9 protein-coding genes are annotated in these 12,563 nt (G+C 56.3%); 6 read left to right on the plus strand and 3 right to left on the minus strand.

Annotated elements, in window-relative coordinates; translation table 11 throughout:
* Positions 1–8 precede the first annotated feature (8 nt).
* The 3 genes from fhuA to hrpB form a co-directional block, all read right to left on the minus strand.
* Complete coding sequence (fhuA, locus tag QNN88_RS13020; protein WP_414240589.1) at positions 9–2,270, minus strand: ferrichrome porin FhuA; 2,262 nt, start codon at positions 2,268–2,270, stop codon at positions 9–11.
* Between the two features lie 224 nt (positions 2,271–2,494).
* Positions 2,495–5,026: a bifunctional glycosyl transferase/transpeptidase gene (gene mrcB / locus QNN88_RS13025; protein ID WP_414240590.1), complete on the minus strand. Its 2,532-nt coding sequence runs from the start codon at positions 5,024–5,026 to the stop codon at positions 2,495–2,497.
* A gap of 120 nt (positions 5,027–5,146) precedes the next feature.
* Positions 5,147–7,576 (minus strand): ATP-dependent helicase HrpB, encoded by a 2,430-nt coding sequence (gene hrpB, locus QNN88_RS13030; RefSeq protein WP_414240591.1) that lies wholly within the window; start codon positions 7,574–7,576, stop codon positions 5,147–5,149.
* 73 nt (positions 7,577–7,649) lie between these two features.
* Between hrpB and thpR the strand changes: the two genes are divergently transcribed.
* From thpR to folK, 6 genes are all read left to right on the plus strand, one after another.
* Entirely contained in the window at positions 7,650–8,180 is a 531-nt protein-coding gene (gene thpR / locus QNN88_RS13035) for an RNA 2',3'-cyclic phosphodiesterase (protein ID WP_414240592.1), read from the plus strand.
* 15 nt (positions 8,181–8,195) lie between these two features.
* A complete protein-coding gene (sfsA, locus tag QNN88_RS13040; RefSeq protein WP_414240593.1) occupies positions 8,196–8,900 on the plus strand; it encodes a DNA/RNA nuclease SfsA in 705 nt (234 codons plus the stop codon).
* A 177-nt stretch (positions 8,901–9,077) separates the two neighbouring features.
* Positions 9,078–9,533: an RNA polymerase-binding protein DksA gene (gene dksA, locus QNN88_RS13045; protein WP_003829221.1), complete on the plus strand. Its 456-nt coding sequence runs from the start codon at positions 9,078–9,080 to the stop codon at positions 9,531–9,533.
* Between the two features lie 65 nt (positions 9,534–9,598).
* Positions 9,599–10,495, plus strand: a complete 897-nt coding sequence (gluQRS, locus tag QNN88_RS13050; protein ID WP_414240594.1) for a tRNA glutamyl-Q(34) synthetase GluQRS — start codon at positions 9,599–9,601, stop codon at positions 10,493–10,495.
* A gap of 80 nt (positions 10,496–10,575) precedes the next feature.
* On the plus strand, positions 10,576–11,973 hold the full coding sequence (gene pcnB, locus QNN88_RS13055) for a polynucleotide adenylyltransferase PcnB (protein WP_414240792.1): 1,398 nt from the start codon (positions 10,576–10,578) through the stop codon (positions 11,971–11,973).
* Positions 11,970–12,449 (plus strand): 2-amino-4-hydroxy-6-hydroxymethyldihydropteridine diphosphokinase, encoded by a 480-nt coding sequence (folK, locus tag QNN88_RS13060; RefSeq protein WP_414240595.1) that lies wholly within the window; start codon positions 11,970–11,972, stop codon positions 12,447–12,449. The genes pcnB and folK overlap by 4 nt, the downstream gene beginning before the upstream one ends.
* Positions 12,450–12,563: the final 114 nt, after the last annotated feature.

Here is a 12,563-nt window from a genome sequence, read left to right on the forward strand (position 1 = left end):
AAGAAAAATTAGAAACGGAAGGTTGCCGTCGCAACGACCTGACGTTCCGCGCCCCAGAAGCAGCCATAGGTGTTAAAGCAGCTGGCGACGTATTCGCGGTCAAACAGGTTGTTGACGTGCAGCGCGACGTTGGAACCCGCCATGCCCAGACGTGCCAGATCATAGCGGACCAGCGCATCCACCAGGGTGTAGCTGCCGACTTTAAAGGAGTTAGCCGGATCGCCATAGCTGGAGCTGGTATAGCGGACGCCGGTGCCCAGAGTCAGACCGGAGAGCGGGCCGTCAAACATCGTGTAATCGCCCCACAGCGACGCCATATGTTTTGGCACCTGTGCCGGAGTGTTGCCTTTGTAATTGGTGTCGGTGGTGTATTCCGCATCTGTATAGGTATAGGAACCGACCACGTTAACGCTGGCAGACAGCGCCGCTTTTGCTTCCACTTCAACGCCGCGGGAGCGAATCTCGCCGCCTTCAACCGAGAAGAACGAACCGTTCGGATCGGCCATCAGGTTGTTGGTTTTGGTCAACTGATAGACCGCACCGGTGAGCACGATCGGACGATCGTTCGGGACATATTTCACGCCCGCTTCGTACTGCTTGCCTTTAGACGGAGCAAAGATGCTGCCATTCGCGCCCACGGTAGACGCCGGTTCGAACGATTCGCTGTAGCTGAAGTACGGAGTCACGCCGTTGTCGAACAGGTAGTTTACGCCGCCGCGCCAGGTGAACTCGTTATCATTACGCGAGTGCTGAGTATTCTCTTCACGATCCAGAGTGTCCTGCTGCGCCCAGTCGTAACGACCGCCCAGCGTAACCAGCACCTTGTCCCACTGCATCTGATCCTGCACATACGCCCCGGTCTGCTTCTGCTTGTTAAGCACGCGATAGGCTGCGCCTGGGCCTGGATGGGATCCGAAGTCGAAATCACTGCGATCAAGGTTATAGATGTCAGACGGCGCAACCGAACCCGCCCAGCCAAACCAGGAATTGATGTCGTTACGCATACGCATGAAGTCAACACCGGTCAGCAGTGTATGATCCAGAGAGCCGGTCGCAAACTTGCTTTGCAGTTGGGTATCCACAGAGAAGTTCTGCAGTTTTTCGTTATCATCGACGTATTGACGGGTCAGCGTATGACCCCACTGTGACTGCGGAATACTTTTACATGGGCTTAATTTGAGTGCAGCTACGTCTTTGGTGTACAACGGATCGGAACACATGCCGTAGCCGTATACACTGTTCTGCGAAACTTTGTTTTCCGCGTAACGCAGGTTCTGACGCACGGTAAAAGTATCGTTGAATTCGTGGTCGAAGCTATACCCGACCATCTTCTCATTACGAGAGTAGGTATTGTTTTTCGCGCCTTCATTGAAGTCGGTCGACAGACGCTTACCGTTCGGCAGCGTGCTGACGGTCCCTTCTTTCGGCAGCCAACCGTAGTAACCGGTCTCGGGTTCGTTCTGGAAGTAGGACAGGAACGTGAAGTTGGTTTTGTCATCCGGACGCCAGCTAAAGGACGGCGCGATAGCATAACGCTGTTCTTCCGCCCCCTGTTGCTGCGCATTCGCCGAGCGGGCCAGACCCGTTAAACGGTAAGAGTAAACGCCGTCGTCGTCCAGCGCATCGCTGAAGTCAAAACCGGTCTGGAACAGGCTGTCCGTACCCATTTTAAACTGAACTTCTTTCAGCGGCTCGGTGGTCGGACGCTTGCTGACCATATTCAGTAAGCCACCCGGGTTGCTCTTTCCGTACAGAACGGAAACCGGCCCACGCATCACTTCCGCGCGTTCCAGCATATAAGGGTCAATCACCGCATCGTTGTAGAAATTCCCCTGCATCTTCAGGCCGTTCAGATAGTTATTCTGACTTTGGCCATCGGCAGCGAAACCGCGAATGATCAGGTAGTCGTAGGTGTTGGACGCGCCACGCGTTCCTACTGCGACGCCAGGCGTGTAGCTGAGCGCTTCTTTTACGGATTTCGGCTGGTGCAGCGCCATCTCTTCGGCAGTCACCACAGAAATAGACTGGGGAACTTTCTGAATCGGGGTATCCGTTTTGGTCGCAGTGGCAGACTGACGTGCCGCGATGGTTGCCGCCGGGCCCCATGCACTTTCCTGCGGAGCAGGAGCTGCGGTGACGGTGATCGTGTCTTCTTTTTTCGGTTCAACCGCCGCCTGTGCACAGACAGACATGCCGCTAACCGCTGTGGCAACTACAGCTGCAATTTTACGCAGCGAGTGTTTTGGCTGAGCAGTTTTTTGACGCGCCATTGGTATATCTCTGATGGAAAGTGAATGATAACGTAAACGAGAATTATTATTATGACCGCAGAATAATATTCGAAACGCGGTTGCGATAGCAAGCGATACGCGTCCCTACCAAAACTGAGGGGTTAAGAAATATCCAGATGAAAAGAAAGGGTTAAAAAAGAAGTCAGAAATGTTTCTGCGAAGTCATTGCCGGATGGCGGCGAAAGCGCCATCCGGCACGGCGATTAATTACCGCCAAACATATCTTTAATCCAGCCGGCAACCCCGTCGCTGTCTTTCTTCTCTTCCTTCGGCGGCTGCTGTTGCTGCTGCGGTTGCTGCTGAGAAGATTGATCGAACGGATTTCCGGTCGGCTGTTGCATCATCTCACCCTGCTGGCAGAGTGAATCCGGGTCTGAGGTCCAGACCGGCAACGTGCGCATACCGCCGCTGCAGACGAAATTACCGTCATAGTCGACGCCCATCTCCGCAATATCCTCCGGCGGAGTTAACGTCAGCGGCGTCGGCGTCTGGTTAGCCAGATAACGCTGATAAATCGACATCGCCCCGCTCGCACCGTACAGCTTCGTCGGCTGGTTGTTATCGCGCCCTACCCAGGTGATGGTCACCTGACTACCGTCGATACCGGCAAACCAGGTATCGACGTTGTTGTTGGTGGTCCCGGTTTTACCTGCCAGATGCAGATTCGGGTACTTCGCGCCCAGCTGACGACCCGTACCACGCTGCACCACCTGCTGCATCGTCCACAACGTCATATAGGCCGCCTGAGCCGGAACGGCGCGCTCCGCCTGCGGGAAGCTCTGGTACAGCACGGTACCATCTTCAGCAATCACCGAACGCAGCGCGGAAAGCGGCGCGCGGTTACCGCCGCTGGCAATGGTCTGGAACGCCTGTGCCACTTCAATCGGCGTCAGGTTCAGCGCCCCCAGCAGCATAGCCGGAACCGGATGCAGCTGTTCTTTCGGTACGCCCAGTTTCAGCCAGGTATCGGTAACGGCTGGCAAACCAAGCGCCATCCCCAGATTAACCGTCGGCACGTTCATGGAGCGCGTCAGCGCATCCACCAGCATCACTTTTCCGCTTTCGCTATAACGGCGATCGTCATTCTGCGGCGACCACACCTGGCCGTTCGGCTGGCGCAGCGCAATCGGCGCATCGGCAATCCAGGTGTTCAGACGATAGATTTTCGGCTGGCTTAGCGCAGTCAAATAGGTCGCCGGTTTTGCCAGAGAACCAATCGAACGACGTGCCTGCATCGCACGGTTATAACCGGCAAACTGCGGCTCCGCCCCACCGACCATCGCACGCACTTCACCACTGAAGCGGTCTACCACCACAATCGCCGTTTCCAGATCGCTCAGCTTGCGCTGTTTCTTCAGCTCCGGAATTCCGTCAACTGCCGCTTTTTCTGCGGCATCCTGGGCGACAGAGTCAAAGGTGGTGAAGATCTTCACGCCAGAGAGATCTTTGACTTTATCACCCAGCTTCGCCTGTAACTCCTGACGCACCATCTGCATGAACGCGGGCTGTGGTGAGATCACCCCACCGCGTGGCTGCACGCCTAACGGACGTGCGCTCAGCATGTCGTACAGTTCCTGATCGATCACCTGCTGTTGTTGCAGCAGACGCAGCACCAGGTTGCGACGTTCCAGTGCCAGTTTCGGGTTACGCCACGGGTTGTAGATTGAGGCCCCTTTCACCATGCCGACCAGCAGCGCCTGCTGATCGAGACTCAGCTCTTCCACCGGGCGACCAAAGTAGTAAAGGCTCGCCAGCGGGAAACCACGAATTTCGTTGTCGCCGCTCTGACCGAGATACACCTCGTTCATGTAAAGCTCAAGAATACGATCCTTGCTGTAGCGAGCGTCCATCAGCAGCGCCATGTAGGCTTCGTTGGCCTTACGCCAGTACGAACGCTCGCTGGAAAGGAAAAGGTTTTTCACCAGCTGTTGGGTCAGGGTACTTGCCCCCTGAACCGTGCGTCCGGCGGTCAGGTTCGCCAGTACCGCGCGACCGATGGAGTACAGACTCACCCCATCGTGCTCGTAGAAATGGCGGTCTTCGGTTGCCAGCAGAGTATCCACCAGCAGGTCCGGGAAGCCGCTGCGCGGAACGAACAGACGCTGTTCGCCGTTTGGCGACGACAGCATGGTGATCAAACGCGGATCGAGACGGAAGAAACCGAACTGGCGGTTGTTGTCCATGTTGACGATGGTGTCCAGATGACCGCCATCGAACGTCAGACGCGCGCGCACCTGACCCTCCTTGCTGTCCGGGAAATCAAACGGACGGCGGATCATCTCAATGCTGTTCGCCTGCACGGTAAACTCGCCAGGACGCGTCATCTTGCTGACCTGACGATACTGGGTCGCTTCCAGCAGTTTAACCATTTCGTTTTTGCTGACCGACATTTCCGGCTCAAGGTTGACCATCCGGCCATACACCGCCGCCGGCAACTGCCAGACTTTGCCATCAATACGGCTACGGATTTTTTGATCCAGATAGACGCCGTAAATAGCCAGCAGAACCGCAAAAACAATCGCAATTTTCAGCAGCAGCCACAACCAGCCACGCTTACCACGAGGCTTACGCCCTTTGCCCTTACCTTTACGCGGCATCGGTTCTTCATCCTCATAGTCATCATCATAATCGTCGTCATACTCATCATCTCTGAGTTGGCGACGGCTCACCTTTTGTTTCACCGGACGCGTGGGTTTTCCCTTGCGTCCAATTGGCTCGCGGTCATTCCCGGCCATGCTTTTTCTCCGCAACATTCAGGCGCAAAGGCCTGATTCTCTGTTCTTCTGTCAGAAGACAGAAGAAGAAATCTCTCAATTATCTGGCTGATTTGCCGGATGACGCTTCGTTTATCCGGCCTACGAATACTTTTTAGTGCGCCGCGTCGGCGCGGTATTCGCCGGATCGTCCGGCCAGACATGTTTGGGATAGCGCCCTTTCATCTCTTTTTGCACCTCGCGATACGACCCTTGCCAGAATGCGCCCAAATCGCGGGTGATCTGCAACGGCCGCTGCGCGGGGGATAAGAGCTCCAGCACCAGGGGCACACGGCCCTCCGCAATCGTCGGCGTGCTGGCCTCGCCGAACATTTCCTGCATTCTGACCGCCAGCGCCGGCGGGTTATCTTCGTGATAGCGAATGGCAATCCGACTTCCCGTCGGCACAGTGTAATGTGTGGGTAGCGAACTCACCAGACGTTGCTGTAGGGAATAATCCAGTAATCCGCTTAATGCCTGGTGAACATCCAACGATTTCAGGCCGCGCAGCGAATGCACGCCGGCCATGTGCGGCAACAGCCACTCTTCCAGCGTCGCCAGTAACGTCTCGTCATCAACCGCAGGCCAGTTATACTCCGGCAGCCATTTCGCCGCACAGTGCAGACGTAACCGCAATTGTTCCGCCGCCGGTGTCCAGTTGAGTACACTCAGTCCTTTATCGCGGATGCCGTTAAGCATCGCCAGGTGTAGCTCCTCTTCGGACGGTTTTGCCAGCGGCTGGACTTTGACTGTCAGTTGCCCTATCCGCATTCTGCGCCACGCTTTCAACGTCCCCTGCGCTTCATCCCACTCAATAGTATCAGACTGCTGGAGCAATTCAGGGCAACGCTGAACAAGCGCGTCGATATCCAGCGGCAACGCCAGCAGAATGCGCGCATCCGGCGAGGTACTGCCCTGCAACAGCAGAGGCGCAATCAGCCACTCATGCCGTCCCAGCGCATCATCGGCGTCCAGCGCCGCGCCCATACCGTTGGCAAGTTGGTAACGCCCATCCTGGCTGCGTCGACGCGCAATCCGGTCGGCAAAGGCCCGGGCGAGAAGCGATGCCGTATGCACGGCATCCTCTGCGCCGCTACGGACATGCAGACGTCTGAGAAGTTGCTGGCTGCGCTGCTGCCAGGCGGGGTGATGTCGGGAAAACGCCCCCCCCAGATCGGTATTGCCCATTCGCGGCGGCTCCTCAAGAATGGCCGCCAGCTTTGCCGCCGTAGCCGCTTCGTCAGGCGTGGAGGCGCTGGCTAACATCGCCGCTAAGCGCGGGTCATTACCTAAAGCCGCCATTTTTTGCCCCATCGCACTGAGCTGCTCGCCGTCCAGCGCCCCCAGCATGTGTAGCAGCCGTTTCGCCGCCTGTAAGTTGACGGCGGGCGGTAGATCCAGCCAGGTCAGTTGCGCGGGATCGCGACATCCCCACTGCAATAGCTCCATCAGCAATCCTGAGAGATCGCTGTGCAACATCTCAGCATCGCCCTGCGTCGCCGCACGTTCCGCCTGCTCTTTCGCCAGCAGGTGCAGGCAGATGCCCGGTTCCAGACGCCCGGCGCGACCGGCGCGTTGGGTCATTGATGCCTGGCTGATGCGCTGAGTGATCAACCGGGTCAAGCCGGTGCGTGCATCAAATCGTGCGACGCGCTCCTGTGCGCAGTCCACCACCAGCCGGATGCCCTCAATGGTCAGACTGGTCTCCGCAATATTGGTCGCCAGCACGACTTTGCGCATCCCGTCCGGGGCAGGCAGAATCGCTTTACGTTGCTCATTCAGCGACAGCGCGCCATACAGCGGGCACAGCAATGTATCGCTGCCGACTCGCGTACTTAATTGCTCCTGCACGCGCAGAATTTCCCCGACGCCGGGTAAAAACAGCAGCAGCGAGCCGGGCTCTTTGCGCAGTAGTTCGGCGCAGGCGACCGCCACGGCCTCGTCAAAACGCAATTGCGCCGCCAGCGGCTGATAGCGGCGTTCAACGGGAAAAGCGCGCCCTTCGGAAACGATCGCTGGCGCATCCGGCAGGCACTGTTGCAGGCGATCGTTATCCAGCGTGGCGGACATGACCAGCAGTTTAAGATCGTCTCGCAGCCCTTGCTGCACGTCCAGCAGCAATGCCAGCGCGAGATCCGCCTGCAGACTGCGTTCGTGAAATTCATCGAGGATCACCAGCCCCACGCCACTGAGTTCCGGATCACGCTGGATCATACGCGTCAGAACCCCTTCGGTAACGACCTCAAGCCGCGTCGTTGGCCCCACACAGGATTGCGCCCGCATCCGGTAGCCAACGGTCTCGCCAGGCGCTTCACCGAGCAGTTCCGCCAGTCGTTGCGCCACATTGCGCGCTGCCAGACGGCGCGGTTCCAGCAGAATAATCCGCCCACTGATCCCCTTATGCGTCAGAAATTGCAGCGGTAGCCAGGTTGACTTACCGGCGCCCGTCGGCGCGCTCAGCAATACCTGCGGCGCAGAATCGAGGGCAGTAAGCAGTTCAGGCAAAACAGCGGCAACAGGCAATGACGTCACAAATGGCTCCAGAGGGTTAACATTCTTCGCGCTGCATTGTAGCATCGCGTTAATTCATAACCGAGTACCGACGATGTCTGAGCCGAAACGGCTGTTTTTTGCCCTCGAACTCCCCTCCACCGTGCGCGAAGAGATAATACAGTGGCGGGCGGCGCACTTCCTCCCTGAGGCGGGACGCCCCGTTGCGGCTGAAAACCTGCATCTCACGTTGGCCTTTTTAGGCGACGTCAGCGCGGATAAGGAAAAAGCGCTGGCGACGCTTGCCGGGCGCATTCGCCAGCCCGGATTTACGCTCAGGCTGGATGACGCCGGCCAATGGTTACGTTCGCGGGTGGTCTGGCTCGGGTCGCGTCAGTCTCCGCGCGGGCTGCTGCAACTGGCCAATATGCTGCGGGCTCAGGCAGCACGCAACGGCTGCTATCAAAGTCCACAACCGTTTCATCCCCACATCACGCTGCTGCGCGACGCCAGCCATGCGGTGGCGATCCCGCCGCCGGGCTTTTGCTGGTCCTTTCCGGTCACGGAATTTGCCCTCTATGCCTCGACCTTTGCACGCGGTCGCACGCGTTATACGGAACTTCAGCGCTGGTCGCTCAGCGAATAATTAAGGAAATGCGCGATGCACTTTACGCCCCCTCTCCAGCGCGCGACGCTGGTTCAACGATATAAACGCTTTTTAGCCGATGTGATCACACCGGACGGAACGGAACTCACGCTACACTGCCCGAATACCGGCGCGATGACGGGTTGTGCCACGCCCGGTGATACGGTCTGGTATTCGACGTCAGAGAATATCAAACGCAAATATCCGCACACCTGGGAATTAACCCAAACCCAGACGGGCGCGTTAATTTGCGTGAATACGTTATGGGCGAACAGACTGACCAAAGAGGCCATTGAACAGGGACGTATTTCAGAGCTTTCAGGCTATTCCACGCTGAAAAGCGAAGTAAAATACGGCGCCGAACGAAGCCGCATTGATTTTATGTTACAGGCAGATTCACGGCCTGACTGCTATATTGAAGTGAAATCGGTAACGTTAGCGGAAAAGGACTTTGGTTATTTTCCCGATGCCATTACTGAACGAGGTCAGAAACATCTTCGGGAACTGATGAACGTAGCGGCTGAGGGCAAACGCGCGGTGATTTTCTTTGCCGTTTTGCACTCTGCCATTACACGGTTTTCACCCGCGCGCCATATTGACGCGAAATATGCGCAACTATTATTCGAAGCACAGCGTAAGGGGGTAGAAATTCTGGTTTATAAAGCGGAACTTTCTGCCGATAGTATGACTCTGATAGAGCCATTAACTGTCACTTTATAGTGTTGTAAACAATTGGTTATTTAGTATTCTGGTCGCGTGCGCAAATACGCTTTTCCTCACAGGGTTGTCAAGTGTTACGTTTAGTTAATTGCTATCCTGAAAAGCATCTGCTATTTATAGCGACCTGATTTTTCCCCCGAACATGGGGATCGATAGTGCGTGTTAAGGAGAAGCAACATGCAAGAAGGGCAAAACCGTAAAACATCGTCCCTGAGTATTCTCGCCATCGCTGGGGTGGAGCCGTACCAGGAGAAACCGGGCGAAGAGTATATGAACGAAGCCCAGCTGTCGCACTTCAGGCGTATTCTTGAAGCATGGCGTAATCAACTTAGGGATGAAGTCGATCGCACCGTTACTCATATGCAGGATGAAGCTGCCAACTTCCCGGATCCGGTAGACCGTGCCGCGCAGGAAGAAGAGTTCAGCCTCGAACTGCGTAACCGTGACCGTGAGCGCAAACTGATCAAAAAGATCGAGAAAACGCTGAAGAAGGTTGAAGACGAAGATTTCGGCTACTGCGAATCCTGCGGTGTGGAAATTGGTATTCGTCGCCTGGAAGCGCGTCCAACAGCCGATCTGTGCATCGACTGCAAAACGCTGGCTGAAATTCGCGAAAAACAAATGGCAGGCTAAGCCTCCCCATTTGATCACATTTACAACAGGCGGGGTTTTCCCCGCCTTTTCATTTTTCTGCAACGATGACTGACTCACACTATATTGGCCGATTCGCCCCGTCACCTTCCGGTGAACTGCACTTTGGCTCCCTTATTGCAGCGCTCGGCAGCTACTTACAGGCTCGCGCCCATAAGGGAATATGGCGAGTACGTATCGAAGATATTGATCCCCCTCGTGAAGTTCCCGGTGCCGCTGACACTATTTTGCGTCAACTGGAACATTACGGCCTGCACTGGGACGGCGACATTTTATGGCAGTCACAGCGCCATGATGCCTACCGCGAAGCGCTCGCCTGGTTATATGACCGAGGGTTGAGCTACTACTGCACCTGTACCCGGGCGCGAATTCAGAGTATTGGCGGGATTTATGACGGCCACTGCCGCGCGTTGCAAAACGGGCCGGAACAGGCGGCAGTGCGCATTAAACAGCGGCATCCTGTCACCCATTTTCACGATCGGCTACGCGGCGACATTCAGGCCGACGAACGCCTTGCCAGAGAAGATTTTATTATTCATCGCCGTGACGGACTGTTCGCCTATAACCTGGCGGTGGTGGTGGACGATCATTTTCAGGGAATCAGCGAAATCGTGCGCGGAGCCGATCTGATTGAGCCGACGGTACGACAGATTTCGCTGTACCAGCAGTTCGGCTGGACGCCCCCGGACTATATTCATCTCCCGCTGGCGCTCAATGAACTAGGCGCTAAACTTTCCAAACAGAATCATGCCCCTGCCTTGCCGCACGGCGATCCGCGCCCCGTTCTGATGGAGGCGCTGCGCTTTCTCGGGCAACACAGTGATTTGCCATGGCAGGAGATGCGCGTCGACGAGATCCTGACATCTGCGGTGGCAAGCTGGACGCTTTCGACAGTCCCGAACTCGGCGATTGTAAATCCGGCATTCTCAAATACGTCGTGCTGAGCTATGATTAGCCGCTATTTTTACACAGCAAACGATTTGAACTGAATTTTGAATATTGTTTGACACTACCGAGGTGCACTATTTTTACCCGAGTCGCTAATTTTTGCCGCAAGGTGCTAAGCCGCGAGGAGAGCGAGGCCGAAATTGCCGTCGCCCGTCCGCGTATGACGGTCATCCCGCGCGAGCAGCACGCTATTTCACGCAAAGATATCAGTGAAAATGCCCTGAAGGTAATGTACAGGCTGAATAAAGCGGGATACGAAGCCTGGCTGGTTGGCGGTGGCGTCCGTGACCTTCTGCTCGGCAAAAAACCGAAGGATTTCGACGTCACGACGAATGCGACGCCAGACCAGGTGCGCAAACTGTTCCGCAACTGCCGCCTTGTCGGCCGCCGTTTCCGTCTGGCACACGTCATGTTTGGCCCGGAAATTATTGAAGTCGCCACTTTTCGTGGTCATCACGAAGGCAGCGAAAGTGACCGCACCACGTCCCAGCGCGGACAAAACGGCATGCTGTTGCGTGACAACATTTTCGGCTCCATCGAAGAAGACGCCCAGCGACGTGACTTCACGATTAACAGCCTCTATTACAGCGTCGCTGATTTCACCGTTCGCGACTATGTCGGCGGCATGCAGGATCTGGAAGATGGCGTGATCCGCCTGATTGGCAATCCGGAAACTCGCTACCGCGAAGATCCGGTGCGCATGCTGCGCGCCGTACGTTTCGCGGCAAAACTCGATATGCAGATAAGCCCGGAAACGGCAGAGCCGATCCCGCGCCTGGCAACCCTGATCAATGACGTGCCGCCTGCCCGTTTGTTTGAAGAGGCGTTGAAGCTGCTGCAGGCGGGCTACGGCTACGAAACCTATAAAAAGCTGCGCGAATACAGCCTGTTCCAGCCGCTGTTCCCGACCATTACTCGCTATTTCACCGAGAATGGCGACAGTCCGATGGAACGCATCATTGCGCAAGTGCTGAAGAATACCGATAACCGCATTCATAACGATATGCGTGTTAATCCGGCGTTCCTGTTTGCCGCGATGTTCTGGTATCCGCTACTGGAAATGGCGCAGAAAATCGCCCAGGAAAGCGGTCTGGCCTACTACGACGCCTTCGCGCTGGCGATGAATGAAGTGCTGGATGAAGCCTGCCGTTCGCTGGCGATCCCGAAACGTCTCACCTCGCTGACGCGTGATATCTGGCAATTACAGCTGCGCATGTCCCGTCGTCAGGGTAAACGTGCCTGGAAGCTGATGGAGCATCCGAAGTTCCGCGCCGCGTATGATTTACTCGCGCTGCGTGCCGAAGTGGAAAATAACGCCGAACTGCAGCGTCTGGTGCAGTGGTGGGGTGAGTTCCAGGTTTCCGCACCGCCAGAGCAGAAAGGGATGCTGAACGAGCTGGATGAAGATCCGTCGCCGCGCCGTCGTCATCGTCGTCCGCGTAAACGTGCGCCGCGTCGTGAAGGAACGGCATGACCCTCGCTTACATCGCACTGGGCAGCAATCTGGCCTCTCCTCTGGAGCAGGTCAATGCTGCCATCAATGCGATACGCGAGATCCCTGAAAGCCGGATTGTCGCCCTCTCTTCTTTTTATCGAACCCCGCCGCTGGGGCCGCAGGATCAGCCCGATTACCTGAACGCCGCCGTGGCGCTGGAAACGACGCTCGAGCCAGACGCTTTGCTCGATCACACTCAGCGTATTGAACTCCAGCAAGGCCGGGTACGCAAAGCTGAACGCTGGGGACCGCGCACGTTGGATCTGGATATCATGCTGTTTGGCGATCGCATCATCCGCAGCGAACGGTTGACCGTGCCGCACTACGATATGAAAAATCGCGGTTTTATGCTCTGGCCGCTGTTTGAAATCGCCCCTGACCTGCATTTCCCTGACGGCCTCTCATTGCATCACATACTTACTCACCTTGGCGCAGAAAAACCCGCACGCTGGTAATAGCCCTAACCTAAATTCCTGATTATTGCTTTCGCGCAAACAGTTGCTCAAAACAATTGCCCCCCTGAATGTGACTGCTAGAATGCCGGTAAATATGACGTCCACCATCAGGAA

Origin of the sequence: Citrobacter sp. ANG330 (genome assembly GCF_047467925.1) — a bacterium.
Lineage (GTDB): Bacteria > Pseudomonadota > Gammaproteobacteria > Enterobacterales > Enterobacteriaceae > Citrobacter_A > Citrobacter_A amalonaticus_G.